Source organism: Legionella qingyii, assembly GCF_003184185.1.
On sequence record NZ_QHJG01000030.1, the window covers coordinates 1 to 26678 of the forward strand.

The window sequence follows — 26678 nt, forward strand, 5'->3', positions numbered from 1 at the left end:
TTAAAGGTAACATGGATGTGTGTATTGGTCGAAAAAAGTTTAAAAAATCAGCCCAGTTATTTGCTCATCTTGCACCTTATCAACAACACGTATTCGGCATGAAAGTACAGATGTTTGGCCCATCGTATTGGTGAGTGGAAGGCCGCTTTAAAACCCATTCCATTAAAAAAACTCCGAAACCCAAAAAGACCGCAATCGAGTTTCTTCCGGTTGGGGCTAGATTGTCTCAGGGATCTTCTAACCAATTCCAAAATTAAAATTAAATTGTTTTCAAAGCTCTCAAATTGGATTTTGTTTGACCTTTAAAAGACTCTCTTCTAAAAAATTGTCCGGCAAAAAGTGATTTATTTGCTTGTCTATATAATTAGAGGTCACGCGCCGCTAATATACTTACCTGCATCGTTCGTAGTTGAGGGAGGAAAAAAACTCATGTTTGATCTTAAAACTGAAGTAATTAAAGCAGAACATAGAATTCGTGCCTATATTCGTGAAACTCCTTTGGATTTCTCTGTCCCACTAAGTAAACTAACTGATGTAAATCTTCATTTAAAATGTGAGAATTTACAGTATACAGGTTCATTCAAAGTACGTGGTGCGTTTAATGCGTTATTGTCTTTAAATAAAGAGCAGCAAAATGGCATTGTAGCAGCATCAACAGGAAATCACGGTGCAGCGGTTGCCTATGGATTACATCAACTCAAACTTCCTGGAGTTATTTTTGTTCCTGAAAATGTATCTCCAGTAAAAAAAGAGAATATAGGTTTTTATAATGCGTCATTTAAACTCTATGGGCAGGATTGTGTAGAAACTGAGTTACACGCAATAGATTATGCAAAACAACAAGGCATGGTTTATGTATCACCCTATAACAATACGCAAGTAATTGCTGGCCAGGGCACCATCGCTGTAGAACTCATGCGCCAACTGGATTCAATTGATGTGATTTTTATACCCATTGGCGGAGGTGGATTAATTGGAGGGATTGCTGGATATATGAAAGCCGTTTCACCAAAAACCAAAATTATAGGGTGCTTACCAGAAAACTCTCCAGTGATGTCCGAGTCGATTAAAGCAGGAAAAATTATTTCCATGGAAACATTGCCAACCCTTTCCGATGCTACAGCAGGCGGCATAGAACCTGATTCAATTACTTTGGATCTGTGTCGCGACTATGTGGATGATTTTGTTTTGGTTTCCGAAAATGAGATTCAATCTGCAATCGTAACAATCATCAACACACATCATTTATTAATTGAAGGTGCTGCTGGTGTTGCCTTGGCTGCCTGTTTAAAATGTGCCAAATATTATCAAGGAAAAAATGCTGTAGTTGTTTTAAGTGGAGCTAATATTAGTCTGGAAACATTAAGAAAAGTAATTCAGTAGTTGATAAAATAACTCTGCTTGAGTTTGGCAAAGTACTCATCATCCCACAGATAAGCACTGCAAGATGATGAGTCAGAACAATTATGTTTTTAACAACCTAGCGACCAGCGCCCCCTTCTCCGCCATAACCTTTTTCATCACTTGTTGAAACGGGCTGATTTATATTGCAGGAACTGACAAATACAGTAACTCCTACCAAACAAAAAGCAAGGATCACTCTTTTCAATAGTTTAATTGTTGACATGGCTTTCCTTATTCATTATTTATTCCATAAATCGTTTATATGCCGATGTATTTTTAAAATCCTACTTTGTAGACTTAAAATTCATGCATCAATAAAATCTTAGTTGTCATTATTATAATCTGCAATTATCTCCTCAATTACCCCCCAAGATTTTGCAATATCCAGTGGATTAGTACCTGGTAATGCCGCACATACAATCAATGCTTTCCACAAGGCCCATCCTCGAGCACGCGCCCACGTTGCATTATCAAGTTGAAGTATCCTACGAAAAACTTCCCTGCTTTGCGCTTTTAAAAAGGTCCATGCAATCACCAAATCACAGGCAGGATCACCAATCGCCAATTGACCAAAATCAATTACAGCACAGAGACGACCTCCTTGAATCAATAAATTGCCTACAGCAATATCCCCATGAACCCAAACAGGATCTTTTTGCCAGGTTTGAGCTAACGCCTCAGACCATATTGAAGAAAGAGTTACTGTATCTGTTTGTTCCGCCAAAATTTTAATTGCCTCTTGAACTTCGGCATCATAAGTAATCAGTGGTCCTCCACGATAGAAACTGTGCTCACCTGCTAATGGACCACCTGCACTATCAATCGTTTGAAATTCCAGCAAAAATTTTGCAAGATCCTCGGCAAAGAGGCTCAGATCCTTAATGCGTTCAACTGATGCTGTTTGTCCCTCAATCCATCGATAAATTGACCATTGCCAAGGATAGCCCTCTGCTGGCTCTCCCTTAGCTATAGGTGAGGGAATGGGCAAAGTTAAATGAGGAGCAAGATAAGGTAGCCAGCGCTGCTCCTTTTCTACTTGAAGAGCATAAAACGCATCGCTTGGGAGGCGAACCGTCATTTCACTGCCCAGATGAAAGGTTCTATTATCCCAACCGCTGAATGCTACAGGTTTAATGGGTAAATTAGCCCATTGTGGAAATTGTGAATCAATTAAGCTGCGTACAAGTGAAACATCAATATGTACCGTCATCGCATCCCCCAAACAGTTGCAGTCTCGTAGTCACAAATTGAAAATCGTGGGGAAAAGTCTACACTTCAACATCATGCGCCAGTAAGCGTCTATTCGCACGGAAATAAGTTACTGGAGAGTATTCCAATAAATCCGACAATTTTTCCATATATATACACGCAAAGCGATCAACTTGATGGGCAAAATAGCTTTCCTCTGCCCCAGCGCGGAAAATACGTTCCCATTTTGGATTAAAATAAGTTTGTTGCTCTTTTAACAATTTGGTAAGCTGGGCATCAATTCTACTGATTTGCGCTTGCAATTCTTGTATTTCATGGCTGTATTGTTTTGAACCCTCATCAACCATTTTGGTATACAAATTGACGTATTTTTTTTCCAAATCCTTTTTTATGTCCATTGCCTTGCTGATTTCTTTCTCTATAGGCATGGCACGTGCTTGTGCCGCTATTTCCTCTCCAAGCTCTTCTACAACTAAAGCGGTGCGCCAATTGCAATCTTTTTTCAACCTTAAGATATCGCCATAAATGTGATCCCCGATATAAAGAATCTCATCACCACGGACATGTAAATCTTCGGTAAATTTTTTGGCATTCCCTCCTTGGTACACACCTGGAACTATTGGACCTATTGTATTAGTCATTGTACCAATAGCTGGATGAATTGATAAAAAACGAAGATTATCGTAAAAAAAACGTGGCTTATTGGCTAAAGTAATAACAAATTCAAATAAATTAATCCAACTCTCGCCCTTCTTTAGAAAGGGATTAATTGCATATTCCAGCAAAAGCTTTGTATAAGAAAAATCGGAGTTTGTTAGAATAAATATTTTTTTTCCATGATGAATGAAGTGCTTCAGCCCCTCAACTAAGGCGCGCTCTTTAATTACATATGCAGGCAAATTTTTGCTAATGATTGATTTTAAACTGCCATCAGAATGGACTTTATCCACACAAAATTGTACATCCTGCGCTATGGTTTGATAACTGGGTATTTCTTCAGGATACAAAGTATCCTTCAAATGAACCAATTGGCCATATAAAACACAAAACGCAATCGAAAAAGCGGTATCTATGGCCATGTAATTCGGATCACTTAAATCAACATAAATACTTCGATAAATTTTCTGTTGTTCAGCATAATCGATAGGTTTCGTGCCATGATAGCTTTGGCGAATTGCACCATATCGACTTAGCTTTAAAATATTGCCATTTTTGCTATCAATAACCAAGCCACGAATTGCATCATGATAGTTAAAATTTAATTTTTTAATCTGCTCAGGATAATGCTTTACTTCTACCAATTGCTCTTTGACAAGCTGATAAACCAAAGACTCAAAATTCTCAGAATTATAACGAATCAAGGTATGGTCCATGTCCAGGCCGATCAGCTTGATTTTTTTCATATTTAAAATTCGGTTTACATAAACTTTATGTTCATTCATTAGCCTAAAACCTATTTAGTTATAAAGTAGTAAGAGTAAAGTAGTGTTATTGTCATTAATTTAATGATTTTTGTCATTCCCACGAAAGCAGGAATCTATTCTTATACTAGCACTGTGCCTCGCTAGAAATAGGTTCCCGCCTTCGCGGGAACGACAGTGTTTTTCTTAAACGATTTCTGGACTCCATCGACAAGCCATAGAACATAGAGATGCTTGGTTCCTTAACTTGATGGTATTGAAACAAAGCATAATCCGAGAATATTCCAGTCGCCACATCATCCAGGAACCTTCGATTTAATCTACTTTATTTGCTTAACACCATCTGGAGAAGCAAGCAAAATAATATCTGCTACTCGATGCGCAAAAATCCCGTTTTCTACAACTCCAGTTATTCGGTTAATGCGATCTTCCATATCCATAGGTTCGTTGATTGTTAAATTAAACACATCAAGAATAATATTACCATTATCGGTAACAAAGCCTTCCCTATACTCAGGATCTCCACCCAATTGGACTAATTGTCGAGCAACCATACTGCGTGCGAGAGGAATTACTTCAACAGCTACAGGGAAATTTCCCAAATGCTTCACGAGCTTTGAATTGTCGACGATGCAAATAAACTTTTCTGCTACTTGGGCTACAATTTTCTCGCGCGTGTGAGCGCCGCCGCCGCCCTTAATCATTTCGCCATGCTCAGTCACCTCATCGGCACCGTCAATATAAATCGGTAAATCCTGTACCGAGTTTAAATCAATAACAGGAATACCTTCTTTCCGTAATAAAGCCTCTGTCGCCTTGGAGCTTGACACACATGCATCAATTCGATGTTTTATGGTAGCGAGCTCTTTAATAAAGAAATTCACTGTAGATCCTGTGCCTACGCCAACCACCATATCGTCTTCGATGTATTGTAACGCGGCTTTCGCCGCGTTTATTTTTAATTCACTCATTAAGAACCGCTCCCCTTTCTTTGCCTTATAATTTCATATAAAGAAACACCAGTGGCTACAGAAACGTTTAAACTTGTTACACTGCCTGACATGGGCAAAGAAAATAAGCCATCACAATGTTCGCGTGTCAGGCGGCGCAGCCCTTCACCTTCAGCCCCCATCACGATAGCGACATCACCAGTGCAATCTATTTGATATAGAGAACTGGTTGCCTCGCCAGCTGCACCATAAATCCAAACCCCATGCTCCTTTAAAAGCTTCATGCTACGGACCAAATTTGTCACCCTCACCAAGGGCACAGATTCTGCCGCACCACATGCGACTTTACTCACTACCGGAGTAATACTGGCACTTTTATCTTTAGGAATTACCACAAAATCAACGCCAGTTGCATCTGCAGTGCGCAAACACGCTCCTAAATTATGGGGGTCGGTCACTCCATCTAGAATAAGAATCAAGGTAGGCTGTTTACTCGCTTCCAATAATGCAAGCAAATGGGACTCATTATAATCAGGCAGCAAAGAAGCACTTGCAACGATTCCTTGATGGGCAAAATCAGCGAAGCGCTGATTCATTTTTTGGGTGCTTAATTTTTCAATATTAATATGCGCTTGTATGGCTTTATCAATAATATCCTGTAATCGCTTGTCTACACGGTCTTCACTTATATAAAGTTTTTTAGTCACTCGATGCGGATTAGTTAACAAAGCAGAAACCGCATGTACCCCATAAACATACTGCTCACTCATGACTTGCTGTTTCCTCTACCGGCTCAAAATCAATTTTACGCTCATCCAGATCAACACGGGCCACTAATACGGTCATCTTGTCCCCCAAGCGATACACATGCCCACCTCGTGTCCCAATCAAACGATGTTTTACAGAGTCAAAAGTATAGTAATCATTTTTTAATGAGGTCACATGGACTAAACCTTCGACGTAAATTTCATCAAGTTCGACAAAAATTCCAAAACTTGTCACTGCAGAAATTCGCCCTTTGAATACTTGCCCTAATTTATCTTGCATGTACTCACATTTTAGCCAAGAAATTACTTCCCTTGTTGCTTCATCTGCTCGACGCTCGGTCATTGATGCATGTTTGCCCAATCGGTTCATGTCTTCATGGGTGTAACTAAATTCATCTACAGGATTATTATCTAACAAATGACCAATTGCACGATGGATCAATAAATCAGGATAGCGTCTTATGGGTGAAGTAAAATGAGTGTACGCAGAATAGGCGAGACCGAAGTGTCCTTCATTCGCTTCAACATAGAGCGCTTGTTTTAAAGAACGGAGCATTACTGTTTCAATCAAGTGCTTGTCAGGCCGATCTTCTATGGCATTCATCGTGCGCTGAAAATCTTTGGGTCCAGGTTTTTTACCGCCGCTCAATTGCAATCCCAATTCGCCTAAAAACTGCCTTAATGCAGTAACCTTATCCTCTTCAGGAGCAGCATGCACCCGATAAAGAGTAGGAATCTCTGCTTTTTCCAAAAATCGTGCCGTAGCAACATTCGCAGCCAACATACACTCTTCAATCAATTTATGCGCATCATTGCGAATCACCGGGATTATATATTGAATTTTTTTATGTTCATCAAACTCAATTCGCGTTTCAGTGGTCTCGAAATCCATTGCGCCCCGAAGTTTACGGGTAACCAATAAAACGTGATACAAATCATGAAGAGCTTGCAAAGTAGGCCATAGGGAAACATGTTGTTCGTCTGTGGCACCCTGCTCAAGCCAAGAACCAACCTGCGTATAGGTCAATCGGGCGTGGGAATGAATCACCGCGCGATAAAATCGTGACCGCGATATTTTACCTTCGTTACTAATCGACATTTCAGCAACCATGCACAGGCGGTCGACATGAGGATTTAACGAACATAAGCCATTGGATAAAGCTTCAGGGAGCATGGGAATGACTTTGCCAGGAAAGTAAACCGAGTTGCCTCGACGCGCAGCCTCTTTATCCAATGCAGAATCTTGCATTACATAATTACTGACATCCGCAATTGCAACATATAACTGGAAACCGCCTTTGGGCTTTTTGTAACAATAAACCGCGTCATCAAAATCTTTAGCATCTTCACCATCAATCGTCACAAAAGGAAGACTGCGGAGATCCGTGCGTCCCTTGACTTGCTCTTCGGTGACATGCTGGGGAATTTTTGCAACTTCAACGCTCACATCTTCAGGCCATTCAAAAGGAATTCCATGTGCATAAAGTGCAACTTGAATTTCCATGCCTGGCGCCATGTGCTCACCTAACACATGGATCACTTTACCTATAGCTTGCGCTCGCTTACTAGGAAATGCAATTAATTCGACTAAAACGATTTGACCATTTTTTGCGCCGTTCACCATTTCTTGTGGAATAGAAATGTCCTGAGTCAAATGTTTACTATCTGGCAAGACGAAACTAACCCCATGATCTGTAAAAAATCGTCCCACTACAGTGGCATTAGCATGCTCAATTACTTCGTGAATTTTGGCTTCTGGTCTTCCACGTCGGTCTACACCAACTTGATAAGCAAGAACAACATCTCCATGCATCACCGCCCGCATTTCTTTAGCGGACAAAAACATATCCTCTGAACCATCATCAGGAATAAAAAAACCAAATCCATCAGCATGCCCTTGAACAATACCTCGAGATAAATTAATCCGTTGCATCAGACAAAAGCGGTTGCGCCGATCTTGCATAATTTGTCCATCACGCAACATGGCCTTTAGTCTAAATCCCATAGACTCTTGCTTGTGTTCATCACTTATCTTTAATTTGTCAAATAATTGATTGCGCGACATCGGTTTCCCGTATTCATTAAGAATTTCCATAATGAATTCGCGACTGGGGACTGGATCGGTATATTTTTCACTTTCCCGTTTATAAAAGGGATCTTTTGATTTTTTACTCAACGCTTATCCTGTTTATATGTTGTTGTCATATTTAAGTTATATCATTTGCCAAGTTCTAACACTTATCTATGAAAGTAGCAAGATAAGTAGTCCTTACTTAGGCACAGGAATCACAAACCCGCGAGCTCCTACCGCAGCTGTTAATGCAGATAACGACATATCTTCTGCGGCCCAAAACGTACTGTCTTGCCCATTGGCAGGAATTTTCACTCCTTTCCATTTACACACAGCAATGAGTCCTTCACAAGGAGCTTGTTGTTCATGACCAGGCTTAGATTCAATGCAATTTAAAGCAAAGGGGCCTTTATTCAAGGCTAATGCAGACCAATTTCCACCTTGTAATCGAGTTGTCCAACCTGCGCTAGCACTCGGATTAGTAACGGGATGGGTAATCCATAAATCGGCAGAAGTGAGGTTATGAATAAAAACCAGACTGCTTTTTTTGGCTTGCAGGGTCACTGATTCACCTTGAACAGCAACAGCCTGACACCCAACAGGCAAGGTTGATTCAGCAGCAACATAAAAAGATAACAGTGAAAAACAAACAAAAACCAAAATTCTCATTACTTTCTCCCAAAAAATAGAAAATTTGATTGTTCAAATCATGAAGGCAGCTTGCAAGGATAAAATTATATAATTAGCCTATATTACTTGTCAGCCTTACTTGCTAAAATCATTCTAACTTTCGCCTGACAATTTAAACAATATGCATATCTGGGTAGATGCCGATGCGTGCCCCAAAATAATTAAAGAGATCTTATTTCGCGCTGCAGTCCGTACAAAAACACGACTCACCTTAGTGGCTAATTCCTATCTTAATTATCCTAACTCACCTTTTATCGATGCAGTGCAAGTCGTGAAAGGCTTTGACAGTGCAGATCATTATATCACAACTCATTTAAAACCTTTCGATTTAGTTATTACCGCTGACATCCCTTTGGCAGCAGATGTTATTGCCAAAAAGGGATTGGCGATTAATCCTCGTGGAGAGGAGTACACTGAGAACAATATCAAACAGCGTTTAAATTTAAGAGATATGAACGAACAATTACGAGCCACAGGCCATTATGCTGGTGGACCTGCTGCATTAAGCATTAAGGAAAAAACTGCTTTTGCCAATGCCTTAGATAGGTGTTTAGCAAAGAACATATGTAAGTAATCATTAAATTCATATAGTTAAGTACAATTTGAACGCCATAACTTTTATGGCAAAAAAATCATCCTATGCGATGATCAGTCACTTGCAGTTAATTTATTAATTTGACAAATAATTATCAGCAACCTAGATTTTAAATAGGCTCAAGATGAAATGGTACAACGGCATGAAGCTGATAAGGCATTTCCTTTTTTTTATTCTGTTAGCAGGTACTACACTCGTTTATAGCAACAGCATTATAGTAGGCGTTTCAAAATCAGCCCCTCCTTTTTCTGCAGTAGATGGCAGCAATCACTATTTTGGTTTTTGTATCGACCTGATGAATGAAATTTGTAAACGTCTCAATATCATATGCGAATACAAACCAATTACCATGAAAAACCAACTGGATCAATTAAATGCAGGGAGCATTGATATTACTTTTCCGCCAAGCCCCATACCCCAAACCATATCACAAGATTATGTTTACAGTTTGCCCTTTATGACAAGTGATGGACAATTTTTAACCATGTCCTCAAATATAAAAACCATTGCAGATCTTAAAAACAAAAAAATAGGCACTCTAGAAGCAAGCCACCTTGAAGATACTCTTGCACTTTATACCAGCAGAGATAATATAAAAACCTATCCAAAAATTTCTTTAATGATTACGGCTTTACTCAATAATGATGTTGATGCAATTGTGTTGAACATCAATATCTTTAAGTATCTTACGATTAATAAAGTGATTAACTTTCAAACTGTAGGCAAACCGATCATTCTGGGAAATGGATATGGAATCCTGGCACTCCCCAAAAATACGGCGCTCATCAACAGCATCAACAAGGTTTTATTACAAATGGAAAATGATGGGGCTTATGAAAACATCTATAATAAATACTTCGGCTCCAATTTGTAGCGCTATGCGGTATAGGTTAAACTGGCATCTCTTATCAAAGAGACAGGATAAAACATGTCAGATCGTATTAATAGCGAAGAAATCATCAATCTACATAAAAACTCCATCATCCAATGGAAAGCCTCAGGTATAGTGCATCAACACCAAGAATTTTATCGCCTAGTTGAAGAAAATCATGCATTTAACTATCAGCTCTGGCATGCAGAAGATAGGGCGCGCCGTGATGATCAAGGGCATGAATTTGTATACCAGGCAAAGCGAGAAATTGACCGCTTCAATCAATTACGTAATAACCGTATGGAAGCAATGGACGAATGGCTTTTCAACCAATTGCAACCAGCAGATTATAATGTTTGTCCAGTCAACTCTGAATCACCAGGAATGATCATAGACAGGCTTTCTATTTTGTCTTTGAAATCTTATCACATGGGGCTACAAACCAAGCGCGAAGATGTTGCACAAGAGCATCGGAACAATTGTGCCCATAAATTAGAAATTATTGATCAACAATTAGAACAATTAGCCCAGTGTTTCAAAGAATTACTTGAAGAAGTACAAGCAAAAAAGCGTACGTTTAGAATCTATCATCAATTTAAAATGTATAATGATCCTACTCTAAACCCCCAATTGTACTCCCGGGAGAAGAATGGTAACGATTTAAGTTAGTCTCGCTCTTTGAATGAGGCAGTGTGGCGTCTTGTGAGGTTGTTTTATGATAAAAGAAATTCCAAAATGAAGAACCGCGTTTCGATAGGGAATCAGGGGCTTGGGGTTTCACAGGCTCACTTGATTCCCTTTGAGACTGGGTTTTCATTTTATCCATCGACACTTCGGCACCATCTGATTCTTTAGTTTTCGTAGAACCAACCTGGCCTAGAGGTGGACGCCCTAAGCCTTTTGCCAAAGCCCGAAGACCTAAAACTACTGAAAATAAGACGCCACTTGCGATTGCCAATACCCCCATTACAGGAGTATCGTGATAATGCCCATCAGAATCAGCCTCTTGGGAAAAAGTCATTGCAAAATTGGAGAAATTATTTCCCTTGGATAGACCTGAAGCAAAAGAGCGGAACACTTCAAACCACTCTTGGAAAAAAGTCTGTGGCGAAGGATCCAGTTTAAGACCATCTTGTAATGATGTTGCAAAAGTATCTGCAGTTAAAACATCCGTATCTGGGTTCGCCTCGATATGCTTCTTCATCTCCATGATTTGAGTGTAAGGAGATTCCTTTTGAACCTGTTCTTTGCGTCTCTGCATATGTTGATAATGAGCATTCAAGGTGTAAACGGTCATCCCTATCATAAGCACCAGGCCAGAAACGATAATTACTGCCAATAAAGCAGGAGGAAAGCTACTTGCAGTAATTAAAGAAAGCGAAGAAGCTGTAAATAAGATACTGGTCAAAACGCCATAAGCAAATAAACCATACTTCATGCCTAACAGACCGGCTGTTAAATAATTGTGGGTTGTTTGGTCTTGTAAGAATTGACGTTCTTCTGCAAATTTCTCAATTAAACGACAAACCTCACGCTTCAATCTACTGATTTCCTCTAGGTCTTCATTTCTAATGCTGTTACGTGCTTGTAACTCAAGTAATTTAGCATAGGTTAACTCCAATTCTTTAGTAGTTAACGCCAACTTACAGCGTGTTTGGGTAACCTCTAGACGCAACTGAAAATCATATTCTTCATAAATTCGTGAAATAACACAGGATAGCGTGTACAAAGCGCCAATAATTGTCAGCGCAAGAAGAAGAGGCGGCGAAAGGACCGAAAGACTCACTACACCAATATAAAGATATAACCCATCTAGAAATCCCCCGGTCGCTACAGCTAAATAGGCATAAACGCGAGTATCTATATCCTGATATTCAATTTTTGATAAATAGGATTTGTGGTCTAAGTGTGTTACGGAGCTCAACTGTTGGATTTCAAGTAAAAGCTCTTTATTCTTATCCATTTGCATTTTACGCCGCTCAACCATGCTGCGTATCCAAAGACGATTGGCAGCAGCAAATATACCTAATACCAATCCCACGGGGATGACCATATATTTGAGGTCCATCCCACTTAACAGGCTTAATACTTGCACTGTACTTCGCCATCCTTTATATGCGTTCTTTAAGCCTTTCATCAAATCACGAAAATAGGGCCATGCAGACGATATAAATTTTTTTACAGAATCCTTATCCTCTTTATCATAAACACTTGCTAAAAAAGAAAACGAAACTAAAAAAATTGCTTCTGCAGCAACCGCGGCGATTCCTTCGGGGGAAGTCAGTACTTTATGAATTAAATCAGGATCAGTCTTGGCGATAAATACTTCAAAAAAGTATTTAAACATACTGTAGGATGAGCTCAGAGAATCCATAACGGCATAAGCATGATAAATGTAACGATCTTTATCGAGCTTTTGAGCGAGAAGTCTACTTTGCGCGTCAATACGGCCGGCGATCGCCAAGAGAAAAACGAGGTCTTCAGATTTTAACGATGAATTTTCTTCGGCCTTAATAGTCATTCTTACACACAAAAATGGCCACCTGTTAGGATGCGCGAAGTATATAGATTATTGCTCTTGATGTCAATAATCGTTTCATCATGGGCTAAATAAGTACAATTTTTGGGTGGTTTATCATGATATCACATTCAGTTCGTACAAAAAATATTTCATTAACCCCACTTACGGGTTGTGACTTAGGATGCAAACCTGCTACGATATTGTCCTCATATAAAAACAACTCAGGAAAGAGGATTCAATGAGATCAATATTTGCTCTCTTTATTTTTGCAGCACTAATGACCGGACCCGTTATGGCATCGAATGAAGTACAAATTTATGGTTATGTCGAAAAAGTTTCGTTTCCCCAAAAAAATTTGACTCTATCAGCTAAATTAGATACTGGGGCTAAATCAGCATCTTTAAATGCAACCAACATTACTGAAATTACCAAAAATGGGGTTCCTTATTTACATTTTACCGTTCCTACCAAGACTGGCGATTATATATTTGAAGCCGAATACAAAGGCCGAGTAAAAATTAAAGTTCGCGATGGAGAGCATGGTTCAGAAATCATAGCACACGCCCCCATCAAACGCCCCGTTGTACTGCTTGATCTACAACTTGGAGATAAGGTTAGAACAATTAAAGTGAATTTAACCAACCGCAAACGGTTCCTCTATCCTTTGCTTTTGGGAAGAGATGCAATTATTGCCTTTAATGGTGCAGTTAATCCAGCACTCACATTTACGTTAAGAAATCAGAGTCTTAAGAAACAATGAAAAACAACACGCGTCATGTTTATGGATTAATCATTACACTATTTATCCTTGGAGCAGGAATTTTTTTGTATCGACACTTCGTACTCGATGTGCCATTAACTGATACTGAAACGATAAACAGTTGGATGGTTGAATCCAACTTACGTTTCGTTGCGGACCCGAATACGCCGATTAAAGCGAGTTTTAATATCCCTTATTTACCACCGCATTTTGCTATTCTGGATGAGTATTTCGTATCAAGAAATTATGGGGTAACGACTAACTTAAATGGCGATAACCGGGAAACCGTTTGGTCAATCCGGCGAGCGCATGGCGCGCAATCTCTGTACTACAGGGCAATTTTTCGCCAAGCAGAGGGCAATGAATCACCTTTAGCGACACCTCCTGCCGCCAAAACACAACCACTTGAAGAAAGTCAAAAATCCGCTGTTGAAACCATTACCAGTCAGGTACGACAATCTTCAGCAGATATTAAGACCTTTGCTCAGAGCACGATTAAAGAACTGAATAAAAAAGATGGGAATGCCAAGTTATTAACAAGTAATGACTTTAGTGATGAACACATTATTAATGCCGCCATTTTAATTTTAAATCAGTCTAAAATTTCTGCAATTCCAGTAAAGGGTATTTATTTATCTCAAAAAAGCAAAGCTGAATTAAGTTCATTTTTGGCTGTATTCAATGGTAAAAACTGGATTTATATTAACCCTAAAACAGGCGGGGCAGGCTTGCCTAAAGATTTCCTTATTTGGCAATATGGCAATGAGCCTGTATTTAACGTTGTGGGTGGCAAAAAGGCGCAATTTAATTTGACTGTATCGCCTACGCCCATTAATGCCTTAAGTATTGCGAAATCGCGAGGACTGCAATCCGATTCGCAACTGTTGCGATTCTCATTATTGCAACTGCCTGTCAATGCTCAGGCCACCTATAAGATTTTATTAACTGTGCCCATAGGTGCTTTTATTATCTTAATTCTACGAAATTTTATCGGACTTAAAACGTTTGGAACTTTTATGCCTGTTCTAATCGCTTTAGCTTTTAGAGAAACCCATGTAGTCTGGGGAATTTCCCTCTTCGTTATTATTGTATCCTTTGGCTTACTGGCTCGTTTTTATTTGGATCAATTGAGGTTGCTTTTAGTTCCTAGACTCGCGGCAATTCTTACTGTCGTGATTTTGCTAATGATCTTTATTAGTATCATCAGTCAAAATCTTGGACTTGATGCAGGGCTATCAGTTGCTTTATTCCCTCTGGTTATTTTAACCATGACTATAGAACGTATGTGCATTACTTGGGATGAACGAGGTGCATCAGAAGCCATCAAATCAGGCATAGGCAGTCTAATCGCTGCAGTTATCTCTTATTGGGCAATGAGTTATGAACCATTACAATACCTGGTGTTTGCTTTCCCAGAATTGATATTAGTTCTGCTCGCTTTAATCTTATGGTTTGGTCAATATCGGGGATACCGATTATTTGAATTGAAACGCTTTAAATCACTTGCGGGACACGTAAAATGATTACTCTGTTTCGCCGTTTAAAAAACCACGGAATATTAAGTATTAACCAGCGTAATTCAGATTTTGTGTTACGCTATAATCCAAGAAAACTATTCCCACTGGTTGATGATAAGTTAAAAACAAAAAAGCTGGCCCTAAAAGCAGGTATTGCGGTCCCACCTTTATACGATATCATTGAAACAGAACAACAAATAAAAACCATAGAGGAACGTTTAGAACCTTATAATGACTTTGTTGTTAAACCAGCTCGTGGTTCTGGTGGAGATGGTATTTTAGTTTTTAAAGATAAAGTTTATGGCCGTTATCGACAAATTAATGGCAAGCTCACCACAACCCAAGAGCTTAGCTACCATCTATCCTGTCTCCTTTCAGGAGCATATAGCCTCGGTGGTTCCTCAGATTATGCAATTATAGAGAAACGGGTTGTAGTAGACCCTGTATTTGCCGAAGTAAGTTATGAAGGCATCCCTGATATTCGCATTATTAGTTTATTGGGTTATCCCGCCATGGCCATGGTGAGACTCCCAACTCGTTTATCTGGTGGAAAAGCGAATTTACATCAAGGTGCTATTGGTGTTGGAGTAGATCTGGCCACAGGTAAAACCCTTGGTGGTGTATATCATAATGACATCATCGATTATCATCCGGATACCCTGAACACCATCGTAGGCATTGAAGTACCCTATTGGAATAAAATACTTGAGATTGCCTCCAGCTGCTATGATCTAACAGGCCTAGGCTATCTCGGTGTAGATATAGTTCTTGATAAAGAACACGGACCGTTAATGCTTGAATTAAATGCCCGACCCGGTTTAAATATTCAAATTGCGAACAGGGAAGGCGGATTAAAACGATATCGAATCATTGAAGCCCACTATCAGGAGCATCCTAAAGAATCAGTTGCTGAAAAAGTAGCTTTTAGCCGTGAACATTTCGCTCGTTTAAAGTAGAGCGTGCTGACTCTTACCTCGCTTGCCTGGTGCCTCGGCCTATCACTAAAATCCAGCTCGGCATCACTCTCTTGGAGATCGCCCCACGTTCGGGACGAGCGCATATTATATTCGGATTAACGTCTATTTTTCGAGATAACTTCTCCTGGTGAGCGCTTAATAATAAGCCCTCACCGTTCATAATGCCAATAGCAAAGCCTGGCTAATTAATGGAGGCGTAATTCTGTATCCAAAAGAGTTCCATCCTCTTTATATTCACCCGGTTCCATTTCTGTAATTTTCCTTTTTTTATGCCCGCTATTTTCGCTAAATTGAAAAGATGGACTCCAAGTCTTCCTTTTTTCATGGAGGCGTTCTTCATCTATTTGAAGCTCCTCCTCCGAACCACGAGAGAGGTCGGTGTCCACTACATCAACGCTATAACCAGGAGGGAGGATTTTTTCATCTTCTTCTAAATCATGACCAGGTGTTAAAATGTGCACATCTTCATCATAATCAGTTAGCGGACTCATTTCATTTGTATACTCTTGATCAGAAAACTCGGGGTAGATTGAGTCATCAACCTCATCTAAATTATAACCAGGGGTTTTGGGTATCACGTGCTCCATAACGACTTTATCGTTGCTCCAGGTAGCTTGGTAATAATATTGTGACTCATTAAAATCAGTGAACACTTTAGCCAAAGTCGTCGGGGAGGCTCCGAAATCATAACTCTGATAAAACGCCAAAATTTCTTCACCGGGTAGAATTTGTCGTGTCGTTATATAAGAATTTGTTGCAAAATCAAAGCGAACATTCATTTCATTTCGGTACTTTGCTCCTTCTATGCAATAGGCTTCTGATGCCTTGTCTTTAGTATAAAGATATCCGCCCTCGCCTGATTCCACTAAATAATTCGTATCAATATTACGCTGGGCCGCCCACAAGAGCATCTCTTGATTCTTTACCGGCACGCCTTCCATTTTCTGGCCAACTAGCTCGCATAGGGTTTTCTTCGCAGGAATTTTCTGACCACTAAATAATGAATAACGATATTCCCCATTCCCGCGTACTGTAGGAGCTATATATAAATGGTAAGGCGAGTTTCGCTTCAGCTCAATCTTTTGCTCTTTTTGAAAGCGCATTACATCTTCGAGGTTTCTCAAATCATAGATTTTAGGATCTAAATTTTTATCTAGATACATTCGTTTTTTTTGTTCTTCTTTGCTTAACATGGCGGCTCTTAATAAAGTGAAAAAATCTTTTATTTCATAACGAGTACTTATCTTACTTACTTCAACTGCTTGTGTTTTAGCAAGTTCATGAAGGATATCGACCAAAGTTTGAGGTTGACACATAACTTGAGGTCGCTCCACGGAAAAATAATCATCTCCATAAGAAATAGTCAGCTCATCAGCAAATGCAATATTTTTGACTGCAACATAATAGGCATGATAATCAAATAAAATTTGACCATACTCATCTTTACGTTGCTTGCAAATCACTTTTACTTCTAAATTAGGTTTATTTGCGTGGTTAACCCAACGAGTACCGGATCCTTCTTTCAACAAATCAATTAATACAGCATATTTGTCTTTATCATCTAAATTTAATTTCCAAACATAAGAGGAATCCTCTTGATACGCTTCGACCTTCCTGTCTATCTCAGCATTAGGCCGTATCCCAAATAAATCAGTGCCTTTTATTTCTCCGACAATGTCTCCAGCCTTAAATGATTTAGCAGCATAGACCCCTAGTTGCTTGGGGCCAAGATTGGGATTAGCGGCTATAATTACATCCTCATCATACTCTGTACATTGATAATTAAAATCTGGTTGGCTGCAATTATTTTTTACATAATTACATAACTTTATGCGAGAATCTTCTTCGTCAGGAAAAAAAATCAATTCCTCTTTTAGCATTTCCTCCATGGCTTGTACTCTGTCTGAGTTTTTTAAAAATATAATGGGTTTTTTCATATTGATTCTTCATAGTTCAATGATGGATGAATTTTAATAAAAAAAAGTAACCTGTCCAGCTACTTTTTAGACAAAAACACGGATTGGCTTGCAATTGGGGTAATTTCTTTCCATTTATTGAAATAACAATTAAATGTGTAATCGTATCTATCCCTAATAATAGAATAATGGATCATTTACTCATCAGATAAATAGCAGTTTTTTTAGCATAAATAATCGTGGAAAAAGAGGCGCTCCTAGTGTTACCCGCCTTGTGCATGTTGAATAAATAATCGTTTTATAGGCATCAATCGATTACATAAATTTAAACCTAAACCACGTAAGGTAACAACCGGCATAAAGGAATTACTGAATAATCGTTTGAAACCTTCCATCATCATAATAATTTGCCATACTGCATGTTTGCGCTCACGTTGATAAGCACCTAACGCTTTTTTAGATAACAGCTTATCCTGTACGGTATCCAAACATTGAATCCATGAGCGTACATCAGCCAGGCCAACATTTAAACCCAAACCAGCTAAAGGATGGATCGTATGTGCTGCGTCACCAAGAAGCAACCACCGGTCACCTGCATATTGTTTCACATGACGCATCTGTAAAGGGAACTGATGGCGTGTACTTATTACTTCAACCCGACCCAGTTTTTTAGCAAAAGCCCGGGTTAATGATTCATTAAACTCCTGCTCCGAAAGATTCATCAATTTTTTTGCATGTACTGGATCAGTAGACCATACGATAGAACATTGATGTGCATCGGCAAGTGGTAGAAATGCCAAAGGCCCATCAGCACGAAATACCTGATATGCGGTTTGTTGGTGCGGTTTCTCTACTGATACGGTGGCTACTAAAGCATGTTGTTCATAAGACCAGCTGTTTAATGGCACCTTAAGTTTTTGCCGTGCTGGTGAATTCGCTCCATCAGCAATCATTAACAGATGTCCTTCCCAAGTTTGCTGATTGCTTGATACTTTAACCCCAGCTTCATCACTAAAAACCTCTTCAACACGGCTGTCAGGGAATAAATGAATGGAACGCTGAGTTGAAACCTGGTGTAGTAAAGCCTGTTTCAACACAGATTCTTCAATGATATTCCCTAGATTCTGTTTGCCTATATAGCGTGAATCAAAATCAATATGAGCGTTACTTTCAGCATCCCAAACATACATACTACGGTAAGGAGAAAGACGTGGCTTATCTAAATGTTGCCAGGCGTTTAATTGGTGCAACAGTGTTTGTGATGCAAAATTAATTGCATAGACCCGAGTATCAGGTTGTGAGCTATCAACTTTTAATGAGCCTGCATCAATTACTGCTACAGAGTGACCACGCTGCGCCATAGCTAGAGCAGCAGTTAAACCCACAATGCCACCGCCAATTACTAATACGTTAAATTGCAGACTCATTTTTTTTCCTTCATAACTATTTTATCGCTTTGGCAATGCGATTTCACAAACCAAATCAGGAACCACTCCCCCAAACCCTCGTGCATATCGTGCTAAAAGGTTCTTCAATACAGGAATATTATCAAGAGCAATCAAGCCCAACCCTCGTGCCACCCCAAATCCTGGTAAACGACTGGTAAATACGTGAATTAAACCATCTGTTAAACGAGTAATAGCTTTTTGATCGTGGGCTCTTAATTGCACATAATGTTGCAACATCGCCGCGTTAATTCCTTGCTCAGCAATACATTGCGCTAAAGTCGCCACATCTCTAAGCCCTAAATTAAATCCCTGTCCCGCTACTGGGTGCAGGGTGTGCGCCGCATTACCTACAAAAACTACTGGCCATTTGGTTTGTATTGGCATTAAAACTTGCTGTAAAGGATAAGAAAAGCGCTTACCCACTTTGGCAAAGCGCCCCAAGCGATAGCCAAAAGCCTGTTGTAATTCCCGTAAAAAATCAGTCTCAGATAAAGACAATAAGTGCTCTGCTTCCTTAGGAGGAACGGCCCAAACTAAAGACATGCGATTATCTTGCATGGGTAAAAGTGCCAAAGGGCCATGCATTGTAAATCGTTCATAAGCACGGTGGCCATGGGACTTAAGTAACCCCACATTCGCTACAATTGCATGTTGACCATAAAGTTTGGTCTTGGCAGGTAATGAACAAAAACGACGTGCTGAGGATTGCGCACCATCTGCAGCAACAATTAAACGTGCAACAACATTAATTTCACCAGAATCAGTAAGAATTGTTGCCGAATGTTGTTCATAATCCAGGGACTTTAGGCTTGCTGGTGCAATAATCTGGTTATGCGGTAATAATTGATGCAAAGCCTGATTTATATGCTGCATTTCAGCAACATAGCCTAAAGGAGCATCTGCCCCCCCTTGCAGGCGTGATACCCCAAAATGATGTTGATCAGAAACATGGATCGTGTCTATAGCAGTTGCATGGTCTTTAAGAAGATCCCAAACGCCAAGCATGGTTAAAATACGCCGACTCGCTGGAGATAAAGCTAAAGATCGCGCATCAAAATCAGGGTTTACTTTGTCACTAAAAGGTTTTGCTTCTACCAACAAGGTGCTATAGCCCAATCCTTGCAGAGCAAGCATTAGGGTTGCCCCCGTCAATCCCCCACCAATGATCAGTATATCAATTTCTTTATTAATCACGCATTAACGCCTCAATTTCATCTACCTCTACAGGCAATGCCGCAGTTAATACTTCATGGCCTGTTTTCGTTACCACTACATCATCCTCAATACGCACACCAATATCCCACCAACGTTTATCAACCCCAGGAATATTTGAACTAATGTACAAACCTGGTTCAACAGTTAAAACCATTCCTGGTTCTAAAGGCCGCCACTCACCATTCACTTTATATAGGCCGCAATCATGAACATCTAATCCCAGCCAATGCCCTGAATTATGCATATAAAAAGGCTTATAAGCCTCTATTGCAACTAACTCATCCACATCACCTTGCAAAATACCCAACGCACAAAGCCCTTCCGTTAAAATGCGTATCATTATTTGTTGTACCGCATTCCAAGGAAGTCCAGGTTTAACTGCTGCAATTCCTGCTTTTTGTGCCTTGAGCACCAGTTCGTAAATGCTTTTTTGTTCCGGGCTGAATTTGCCATTGATTGGAAATGTTCTTGTGATATCCGCAGCATAATTCTCATACTCACCGCCTGCATCAATAAGCACTAAACTACCTCGGTGCAGGGGTTTATTGTTGTCTGTATAATGCAGTATGCAAGCATTTTCTCCACAGCCCACAATCGGATCATAAGCGACACTCCGACAGCCATGGCGGCTGAATTCATAAATCAGCTCGGCTTCCAGCTGATATTCATGCTCCAAATGCTTGCAACGACGCATTGCATGTTCATGAGCTTTAACAGAAATAGTTGCTGCTCGGCGCATTAAATCCAGTTCTGCATCACTTTTAAATAAACGCATCTCACCTAATATAGGCTCCAAATCACATAAATGGCCCGGTACTTTAATTCCACGCCGAACTTGACCTTTAAGCGCCACCAATGACTGCATGATGGTTTTTTCCAGATCTGAATTTCGCGCAAGAGCATAATAAACTGCTGATTTACCACTTAATAATTTAGGTAATTCTTCAGCAACACTGTCTATAGGAAAAGCCGCGTGCATGCCTAATACCGCTAGAGCCCCATCTTGTCCCAGGCGTTTTCCAGTCCATTGTTCCTCTGCCGGATTACGAGTACGGCTAAATAAAATACTCTGTGTATCCGCACCACAAATCAGAACCAACAATGCGTCAGGCTCGTTAAATCCAGTTAAATAATAGAAATTGCTGTCCTGACGAAAACGATAATGTGTGTCACCGTTACGTAATACTTCGCGAGCAGCAGGAATGATGGCAATGCTACCTTCGGGCAGTTTCTTTGCCAGTTGGTTTCTTCTTGTTAGATATTCTTGTTGAGAAATCATATTAACATCCTTATTAATGGGTCATTCCAGTATGGCCACCACGTTCATTTTCATTCATAACTAAATCACTGTATAAACGAAGCACTGCCATTCGTGCATATTCACTGACTTCCATTAATGCACGCTCATCCTCTTCGTCTACATCCAAGGTATCACAATCGAGCTCGGCAAATTCAACAAGATGTTGAAATGCATCTTGCGCTTCATCTTCATGAAATCGATTGGCAGTAACACCAGCTAAAGTCAACGCCTGAGTAAAACCTTCACACCATTCACTAAAAGCTTGCGCGCGGATCAACAGGGATTCCTCATCATCAGGGAGCAACATTTCAAACTCAAAATCCATAGTATTAATTTGCTGCTGACTTATAGAAAAAACAGAAAACATAGCTAAAACAGCATTACGACTGGCCTCATCTTTTTTATTATTTAATAAAGCACGTAAATACGCTTCGCCTTGACTGTCAGCGCCAGCACACAGGTAGCCACACATCATTCCATGTAATAAACTGGCGGATATATGCAACATCAAAATAGAAATCGTTGCAGAAAACTCATCATAATCGGGCAAATGCAAATGTGCTCTTTCTTCGGACATATTCAACTCATTTATAGAAAATACTCCATGATAACCGATTTAACGTAAGCGTTCACCCTACTAATTGCTGCTTGCGAGCAAAATTGTTACTATTCACATAGGCTCCCTATGGAATTGCAAAGGTCTTATTATCATGACGCAAATGAAATCGTGTACTGTTAAATTATTAAATAAAACTTATGACATAAAATGCCCTGAAGGCGAGGAACCCAATTTATTGCTTGCGGTGCAAAAATTAAACAACCAAATAGGGATTAATAAAAAGAAATCGAAGCAACTAGATGATTTCCAAACTTTATTACTTGCGGCCCTCGATATCAGTCATGAATTAATATTATGCAAAAACAAACAAGCACATCAACAGCATCAAGTAACACAATTTATTAACTCACTGGAAAATAAAATTAACAAAATGGTAGGTGGTGAGATGGTGGAACGATTTTCCGAAATAGATTAGTTTTATTGTTCATTTTATAAAAGAGACCTCCTCGTCTTTCGCGAGGAGACAATATATTTAGTGTATGCGCTCTGAACAAGAGAAAGCGAACCAATTTTGATTAAAAGGATTTAAAATGAGACGCCAATGGTATGTAGGCTTTGGAATAGCTTTATTAATTATACTTGCCTTCTTTGCGATGTTTCATAGCATCAAATGGTTTATCGCTTTTCTTATTCCCATTTTTGTGATTTGGATCTATGACTTGATTCAAAAGGAACATTCCATCCTACGCAATTTCCCGGTCTTGGGCCATGCACGCTATTTTCTCGAGTTTCTTCGCCCAGAGATTCAACAATATTTTATTGCCACCGATGAAAGTGAACTCCCCTTTAATCGTGAAACACGCTCTCTTATTTATGCACGTGCAAAAAATACTCGTGATACTGTACCGTTTGGTACGGAACGCGATATTTTAAGTGTGGGGTATACTTGGGCGCTTCATTCTCTAGCCCCAAAACATCATTCAGAAGTCGAACCAAGAATTACCGTTGGGGGACCCGATTGCCTGCAGCCTTACTGTGCCTCACGATTTAATATTTCCAGCATGAGCTTTGGCGCACTTTCTGGCAAAGCAATTATGGCCATGAATAAGGGCGCATTGATTGGTGGTTTTGCCCAAGCCACGGGTGAAGGGGGGTTAAGTACCTATCATTTACAAGGAGGCGATTTGATATTTCAATTTGGAACCGCCTACTTTGGTTGCCGCGACGCCCAGGGAAATTTCGATGATAAGGAGTTTGCTGCTGAAGCCAATCGTAAAGAAGTAAAGATGATAGAGATTAAACTGTCTCAAGGAGCAAAGCCCTCGCACGGGGGTATTTTACCTGCTGCCAAATTAACTGAAGAAATAGCTAAAGTAAGAAAAGTCTCCATGGGCAAGGACGTCATCTCCCCAATGGCCCACTCTGCGTTTAGTACTCCTGTAGAATTGCTCTATTTCGTAAAAAAATTACGCGACTTATCCCATGGCAAACCCATTGGGTTTAAATTATGTCTGGGGCGTAGAGATGAATTTCTGGCTATCTGTAAAGCCATGTTAAAAACCAATATCTTACCTGATTTTATTACCGTTGATGGAGCCGAAGGAGGAACAGGGGCGGCACCAGTAGAATATGTTAACTTTATGGGAACTCCTCTGGAAGCAGGATTAGTCTTTGTGCATAATGCATTAGTAGGGATTAATGTACGCGACAAAATACGCATCATCTGTAGCGGTAAAGTCGCGAATGGCTTCGATATACTGACCAATATCGCTTTAGGTGCCGATATGTGCAATTCTGCAAGAGCCATGATGATGGCGGCTGGCTGTTTGCAAACCAAACAATGCAATGCAAATACTTGCCCCACAGGAGTAGCAACACAAAACAAAAGGTTACAATATGGCTTAGTCGTCGATTTGAAAAAATATCACGTTGCCAATTTCCATAAAAATACCATGAAAAGCTTTTTGGAAATGGTAGGATCCCTCGGCTTGGATAACCCCAGCGATTTGAAACCCAGCCACATCATGAGACGAATAAGCTTACAAGAAGTTAAATGCTTTAATGAAATTTATGAGTATCTTTCACCTGGGCAACTACTAGGCCCTGATATCCCTGAGAGTTATAAAGCACATTGGGACAAGGCTGATCCGGACAAATTTTAATTTGAAAATCGTAGGGTAGCCTGGGTGAAGCACAGCGAACCCCGGGTTACGGTCCTTCAGACCGCCACCCAAGCCAGTTGTCTTATTTCCACTTAATATTACATCCCAGGCTTGGCTTTTGCTCTGGACTTACTGGCTTACCAGCGAGGATATTGTCCAGCGCATTTTGTAAGTGAGAGCCAGTCACGGGTTTATTGTTCCCAGGCGTTGACTCATCCAAACAACCACGGTAGACACAAAGCAGATCCTTATCAAAAATATAAAAATCAGGGGTGCATGCCGCATGATAAGCTTTAGCTACTTCTTGTGATTCATCATATAAATAAGGAAATGGATAATGAAATTTTTCTGCCTCAATCCGCATATTTTCCGGACCGTCTGCTGGATATTTTTCTGCATCATTAGAACTGATTGCAATGAATTGAAGTCCTTTTTTCTGATACGTTTCCGCCAACTCCACTATTTTTGTCTGAATATGTTTGACATAAGGACAATGATTGCACAAAAACATAATAACTGTTGCAATGGGTGATTTGATCTGTGCCAGGGAAATCCCTTGATCGTTGCGTGTATCAACTAAAGTAAAATCAGGTGCCTTACTTCCTAAAGGAAGCATGTTTGATGCAGTTGCTGCCATAATTACCTCTCGTTAATCAAAATATGTGCCACATCGACCTCCATTCAATCATGCAGCAGAATATCTATAAAATAGAACTTAGTGTAGGTTCATTGATTGTGTCGTTGCTCTTAATCTTGAATACAAATTCAAAAAAGAATTGGGGTAACCTTTAGTGATGACATGTTAAACGAAAAATTATGGGTAATCAAACGAGAGGCTGAATGCTCATCAGCATTTGCTATCTACTTCATCTAAGCTCAGGCTGAGAATGAGTCTCATTTTGCGGTTCTTCTTGCTCTTGAGATATATGCCCCTGCCGCAGTTGAGTTAATTGTTGCTTAAAATTGCGAGCAACAGCTTGCGGCGAGTCTTTCTTATAGCTTGTATATGCTATCGGTTGATCACGCAGTTCCTTATCCTTCATTTCCATTGGTTCAATAGGCTTATTGTTGCTTTTTATAACCGGGCTATCAAGTGTTACCATAGATTTTCGATAACTACTAATGCGTGTATCATTCGTTCGTTCTACCACTTGAGTTTTCGGACTCAATTCCGACATTACTACATCTTCTGTTGCTGACGATTTCATACGAAGATCGCTAAAAAATTGTTTAACACCCTGCCATGCGCTTTTTAGCCAAGATTGAACAGCTCTTTTTTCCAATTGCTGCTCTTTTTTTAAATTACCCAAGAGGGAATCTTGTTTTTGCTCGGGCGTTACCTCCTCTATAAGATCTTTATTTTTTTCATTAGTGAGGTAATTTTCAATAGTCCTTAATTGTTCTTCTAATTCTTTTTGTCTTGTTTGCATCTGCGAGGCTAAACTGAAATCTCCAAAATCTTGGAACATCTTAAAGTTGTGCTCGCATGTATTAATTCTTTCCCGCAAGTCGCTAACTTTCTCTTCGAGCTCTTTGGGATTGAGCGAAGGCAAGAATTGATATTTTTTATCATGATCTAATGCCTCAATTGGATGTTCTTCTCGAGCGATCGGAACCCGTATTTTATTTTGCTTTTCTAAAAGGTCCTCATACTCTTTTACTGCTTTATCTACTGCCTTTGTCGCTTTTGTTCGCCCCAATAAGAAATCAAGAAACGACACTTTTGCTTGCAACCTTTCTATCTCCTCACTCTTTGCTTTTAATTGCTCTACTAATGCTTCGCCTCGGATGGTATTGAATGGATTTGTATAACCATATACGTTTATGCTCCCATCCAAACGTACTCCAACAATCATATTCTGCAAAGTAGTTGAATGCCGATTAGTAAATGCGCTTAAATTTAAATGATATCCTTGCAGGGCGAATTCATTGGCCATCTCTTGCGCATAACAATTACCCTGCTTATTGATCAAACCTAACTCACAGCCGAAACACCGTAATCCTTTGATAACTCCTTTTTTTAATCCAGCTATTTCTCTAGCCTCATCAAAGGCTCTTACAAATTGTTTTGGGGAAAAATGAGATTCGCCGTAACTTTTAGAACCAGCATGTCCAACTACGGTTATTCGCGTAACATCAGCCGGACTTAAGCCAATCAAGCAATTCGGGGAAAAACGCTTTATTTCACTATTTGGGAGCTGCTTGGCGATACTTTGAGCCGAACTAAGAGTGGCCGAATCATCACCTAAAATGAGTATAATGTTTTTTGACTTCATTAAATAAATGGAAAACCAAAGGACTAATAATGTTAGTATAGTTCCATTT

24 protein-coding genes are annotated in these 26678 nt (G+C 39.8%); 9 read left to right on the top strand and 15 right to left on the bottom strand.

The annotated features are described in order from the left end of the window. The first annotated feature begins 429 nt into the window (after positions 1-429). A complete protein-coding gene (locus tag DGG96_RS15840; RefSeq protein WP_110143613.1) occupies positions 430-1383 on the top strand; it encodes a threonine/serine dehydratase in 954 nt (317 codons plus the stop codon). 97 nt (positions 1384-1480) lie between these two features. Here DGG96_RS15840 and DGG96_RS20920 read toward each other — a convergent pair whose 3' ends face one another. The 7 genes from DGG96_RS20920 to DGG96_RS15870 all read right to left on the bottom strand — a co-directional run bounded on the left by DGG96_RS20920 (position 1481) and on the right by DGG96_RS15870 (position 8491). Then, positions 1481-1627 (bottom strand): hypothetical protein, encoded by a 147-nt coding sequence (locus DGG96_RS20920; protein ID WP_165831632.1) that lies wholly within the window; start codon positions 1625-1627, stop codon positions 1481-1483. 99 nt (positions 1628-1726) lie between these two features. Continuing rightward, entirely contained in the window at positions 1727-2614 is an 888-nt protein-coding gene (locus DGG96_RS15845) for an aminoglycoside phosphotransferase family protein (RefSeq protein WP_110143614.1), read from the bottom strand. A gap of 58 nt (positions 2615-2672) precedes the next feature. After that, on the bottom strand, positions 2673-4055 hold the full coding sequence (locus tag DGG96_RS15850) for an HAD-IG family 5'-nucleotidase (protein ID WP_110143615.1): 1383 nt from the start codon (positions 4053-4055) through the stop codon (positions 2673-2675). Between the two features lie 299 nt (positions 4056-4354). Beyond that, on the bottom strand, positions 4355-5005 hold the full coding sequence (gene rpiA, locus DGG96_RS15855; RefSeq protein WP_110143616.1) for a ribose-5-phosphate isomerase RpiA: 651 nt from the start codon (positions 5003-5005) through the stop codon (positions 4355-4357). Beyond that, complete coding sequence (rlmB, locus tag DGG96_RS15860) at positions 5005-5754, bottom strand: 23S rRNA (guanosine(2251)-2'-O)-methyltransferase RlmB (RefSeq protein ID WP_110143617.1); 750 nt, start codon at positions 5752-5754, stop codon at positions 5005-5007. The genes rpiA and rlmB overlap by 1 nt, the downstream gene beginning before the upstream one ends. Further along, entirely contained in the window at positions 5747-7927 is a 2181-nt protein-coding gene (rnr, locus tag DGG96_RS15865; protein ID WP_110143618.1) for a ribonuclease R, read from the bottom strand. Before rnr ends, rlmB begins: the two co-directional genes overlap by 8 nt. Positions 7928-8020: 93 nt before the next feature. After that, on the bottom strand, positions 8021-8491 hold the full coding sequence (locus tag DGG96_RS15870; RefSeq protein WP_110143619.1) for a hypothetical protein: 471 nt from the start codon (positions 8489-8491) through the stop codon (positions 8021-8023). A gap of 142 nt (positions 8492-8633) precedes the next feature. On the opposite strand from DGG96_RS15870, the gene DGG96_RS15875 reads away from it, so the two are divergent. The 3 genes from DGG96_RS15875 (at position 8634) to DGG96_RS15885 (ending at position 10647) form a co-directional block, all read left to right on the top strand. After that, positions 8634-9086 carry a YaiI/YqxD family protein gene (locus DGG96_RS15875; protein ID WP_110143620.1) on the top strand — a complete coding sequence of 151 codons (453 nt, stop codon included), beginning with the start codon at positions 8634-8636 and terminating at the stop codon, positions 9084-9086. A 163-nt stretch (positions 9087-9249) separates the two neighbouring features. Continuing rightward, positions 9250-9981 (top strand): transporter substrate-binding domain-containing protein, encoded by a 732-nt coding sequence (locus tag DGG96_RS15880; RefSeq protein WP_110143621.1) that lies wholly within the window; start codon positions 9250-9252, stop codon positions 9979-9981. 54 nt (positions 9982-10035) lie between these two features. Further along, positions 10036-10647, top strand: a complete 612-nt coding sequence (locus tag DGG96_RS15885; protein ID WP_110143622.1) for a DUF4254 domain-containing protein — start codon at positions 10036-10038, stop codon at positions 10645-10647. On the opposite strand, the gene DGG96_RS15890 is transcribed toward DGG96_RS15885, so the two are convergent. Beyond that, positions 10592-12499, bottom strand: a complete 1908-nt coding sequence (locus tag DGG96_RS15890) for a hypothetical protein (RefSeq protein WP_110143623.1) — start codon at positions 12497-12499, stop codon at positions 10592-10594. The genes DGG96_RS15885 and DGG96_RS15890 overlap by 56 nt on opposite strands. A gap of 238 nt (positions 12500-12737) precedes the next feature. On the opposite strand from DGG96_RS15890, the gene DGG96_RS15895 reads away from it, so the two are divergent. Genes DGG96_RS15895 through DGG96_RS15905 form a run of 3 tightly spaced genes read left to right on the top strand, consistent with a single transcriptional unit; the run spans position 12738 to position 15732 of the window. After that, positions 12738-13259 (top strand): ATP-dependent zinc protease family protein, encoded by a 522-nt coding sequence (locus tag DGG96_RS15895; protein ID WP_110143624.1) that lies wholly within the window; start codon positions 12738-12740, stop codon positions 13257-13259. Then, the gene (locus DGG96_RS15900) at positions 13256-14782 is read left to right on the top strand and encodes an inactive transglutaminase family protein (protein ID WP_110143625.1); all 1527 of its coding nucleotides are present in this window, start codon (positions 13256-13258) and stop codon (positions 14780-14782) included. The genes DGG96_RS15895 and DGG96_RS15900 overlap by 4 nt, the downstream gene beginning before the upstream one ends. Next, positions 14779-15732: an alpha-L-glutamate ligase-like protein gene (locus DGG96_RS15905; protein ID WP_110143626.1), complete on the top strand. Its 954-nt coding sequence runs from the start codon at positions 14779-14781 to the stop codon at positions 15730-15732. Before DGG96_RS15900 ends, DGG96_RS15905 begins: the two co-directional genes overlap by 4 nt. A gap of 206 nt (positions 15733-15938) precedes the next feature. Here the strand turns inward: DGG96_RS15905 and DGG96_RS15910 are convergent, their stop codons facing one another. The 5 genes from DGG96_RS15910 to DGG96_RS15930 form a co-directional block, all read right to left on the bottom strand. Further along, positions 15939-17690, bottom strand: coding sequence for an SET domain-containing protein-lysine N-methyltransferase (locus tag DGG96_RS15910; RefSeq protein WP_110143627.1), 1752 nt, complete (start codon positions 17688-17690; stop codon positions 15939-15941). A 242-nt stretch (positions 17691-17932) separates the two neighbouring features. After that, entirely contained in the window at positions 17933-19096 is a 1164-nt protein-coding gene (locus DGG96_RS15915) for a UbiH/UbiF/VisC/COQ6 family ubiquinone biosynthesis hydroxylase (RefSeq protein ID WP_110143628.1), read from the bottom strand. A 21-nt stretch (positions 19097-19117) separates the two neighbouring features. Then, positions 19118-20311 (bottom strand): 2-octaprenyl-6-methoxyphenyl hydroxylase, encoded by a 1194-nt coding sequence (ubiH, locus tag DGG96_RS15920; RefSeq protein WP_110143629.1) that lies wholly within the window; start codon positions 20309-20311, stop codon positions 19118-19120. Then, a complete protein-coding gene (pepP, locus tag DGG96_RS15925; protein ID WP_110143630.1) occupies positions 20304-21611 on the bottom strand; it encodes a Xaa-Pro aminopeptidase in 1308 nt (435 codons plus the stop codon). Before pepP ends, ubiH begins: the two co-directional genes overlap by 8 nt. Positions 21612-21624: 13 nt before the next feature. Continuing rightward, entirely contained in the window at positions 21625-22209 is a 585-nt protein-coding gene (locus DGG96_RS15930; protein WP_110143631.1) for a UPF0149 family protein, read from the bottom strand. Between the two features lie 133 nt (positions 22210-22342). Between DGG96_RS15930 and DGG96_RS15935 the strand changes: the two genes are divergently transcribed. Both DGG96_RS15935 and DGG96_RS15940 read left to right on the top strand, forming a co-directional pair. Next, the gene (locus tag DGG96_RS15935; protein WP_058467636.1) at positions 22343-22666 is read left to right on the top strand and encodes a cell division protein ZapA; all 324 of its coding nucleotides are present in this window, start codon (positions 22343-22345) and stop codon (positions 22664-22666) included. A 115-nt stretch (positions 22667-22781) separates the two neighbouring features. Then, a complete protein-coding gene (locus DGG96_RS15940; protein ID WP_110143632.1) occupies positions 22782-24353 on the top strand; it encodes an FMN-binding glutamate synthase family protein in 1572 nt (523 codons plus the stop codon). Positions 24354-24435: 82 nt separating this feature from the next. Here the strand turns inward: DGG96_RS15940 and DGG96_RS15945 are convergent, their stop codons facing one another. Both DGG96_RS15945 and DGG96_RS15950 read right to left on the bottom strand, forming a co-directional pair. Next, complete coding sequence (locus tag DGG96_RS15945; RefSeq protein ID WP_110143633.1) at positions 24436-24990, bottom strand: thioredoxin family protein; 555 nt, start codon at positions 24988-24990, stop codon at positions 24436-24438. A gap of 229 nt (positions 24991-25219) precedes the next feature. After that, positions 25220-26629 (bottom strand): hypothetical protein, encoded by a 1410-nt coding sequence (locus DGG96_RS15950; RefSeq protein WP_110143634.1) that lies wholly within the window; start codon positions 26627-26629, stop codon positions 25220-25222. Positions 26630-26678: the final 49 nt, after the last annotated feature.

What these genes read in the sequence shown, in the direction of transcription:
- DGG96_RS15840 (WP_110143613.1), top strand. Translation starts at nt 430, where the DNA reads ATGTTTGATCTTAAAACTGAAGTAATTAAAGCAGAACATAGAATTCGT.
- DGG96_RS20920 (WP_165831632.1), bottom strand. Translation starts at nt 1,627, where the DNA reads ATGTCAACAATTAAACTATTGAAAAGAGTGATCCTTGCTTTTTGTTTG.
- DGG96_RS15845 (WP_110143614.1), bottom strand. Translation starts at nt 2,614, where the DNA reads ATGACGGTACATATTGATGTTTCACTTGTACGCAGCTTAATTGATTCA.
- DGG96_RS15850 (WP_110143615.1), bottom strand. Translation starts at nt 4,055, where the DNA reads ATGAATGAACATAAAGTTTATGTAAACCGAATTTTAAATATGAAAAAA.
- rpiA (WP_110143616.1), bottom strand. Translation starts at nt 5,005, where the DNA reads ATGAGTGAATTAAAAATAAACGCGGCGAAAGCCGCGTTACAATACATC.
- rlmB (WP_110143617.1), bottom strand. Translation starts at nt 5,754, where the DNA reads ATGAGTGAGCAGTATGTTTATGGGGTACATGCGGTTTCTGCTTTGTTA.
- DGG96_RS15870 (WP_110143619.1), bottom strand. Translation starts at nt 8,491, where the DNA reads ATGAGAATTTTGGTTTTTGTTTGTTTTTCACTGTTATCTTTTTATGTT.
- DGG96_RS15875 (WP_110143620.1), top strand. Translation starts at nt 8,634, where the DNA reads ATGCATATCTGGGTAGATGCCGATGCGTGCCCCAAAATAATTAAAGAG.
- DGG96_RS15880 (WP_110143621.1), top strand. Translation starts at nt 9,250, where the DNA reads ATGAAGCTGATAAGGCATTTCCTTTTTTTTATTCTGTTAGCAGGTACT.
- DGG96_RS15885 (WP_110143622.1), top strand. Translation starts at nt 10,036, where the DNA reads ATGTCAGATCGTATTAATAGCGAAGAAATCATCAATCTACATAAAAAC.
- DGG96_RS15890 (WP_110143623.1), bottom strand. Translation starts at nt 12,499, where the DNA reads ATGACTATTAAGGCCGAAGAAAATTCATCGTTAAAATCTGAAGACCTC.
- DGG96_RS15895 (WP_110143624.1), top strand. Translation starts at nt 12,738, where the DNA reads ATGAGATCAATATTTGCTCTCTTTATTTTTGCAGCACTAATGACCGGA.
- DGG96_RS15900 (WP_110143625.1), top strand. Translation starts at nt 13,256, where the DNA reads ATGAAAAACAACACGCGTCATGTTTATGGATTAATCATTACACTATTT.
- DGG96_RS15905 (WP_110143626.1), top strand. Translation starts at nt 14,779, where the DNA reads ATGATTACTCTGTTTCGCCGTTTAAAAAACCACGGAATATTAAGTATT.
- DGG96_RS15910 (WP_110143627.1), bottom strand. Translation starts at nt 17,690, where the DNA reads ATGAAAAAACCCATTATATTTTTAAAAAACTCAGACAGAGTACAAGCC.
- DGG96_RS15915 (WP_110143628.1), bottom strand. Translation starts at nt 19,096, where the DNA reads ATGAGTCTGCAATTTAACGTATTAGTAATTGGCGGTGGCATTGTGGGT.
- pepP (WP_110143630.1), bottom strand. Translation starts at nt 21,611, where the DNA reads ATGATTTCTCAACAAGAATATCTAACAAGAAGAAACCAACTGGCAAAG.
- DGG96_RS15930 (WP_110143631.1), bottom strand. Translation starts at nt 22,209, where the DNA reads ATGTCCGAAGAAAGAGCACATTTGCATTTGCCCGATTATGATGAGTTT.
- DGG96_RS15935 (WP_058467636.1), top strand. Translation starts at nt 22,343, where the DNA reads ATGACGCAAATGAAATCGTGTACTGTTAAATTATTAAATAAAACTTAT.
- DGG96_RS15940 (WP_110143632.1), top strand. Translation starts at nt 22,782, where the DNA reads ATGAGACGCCAATGGTATGTAGGCTTTGGAATAGCTTTATTAATTATA.
- DGG96_RS15945 (WP_110143633.1), bottom strand. Translation starts at nt 24,990, where the DNA reads ATGGCAGCAACTGCATCAAACATGCTTCCTTTAGGAAGTAAGGCACCT.
- DGG96_RS15950 (WP_110143634.1), bottom strand. Translation starts at nt 26,629, where the DNA reads ATGAAGTCAAAAAACATTATACTCATTTTAGGTGATGATTCGGCCACT.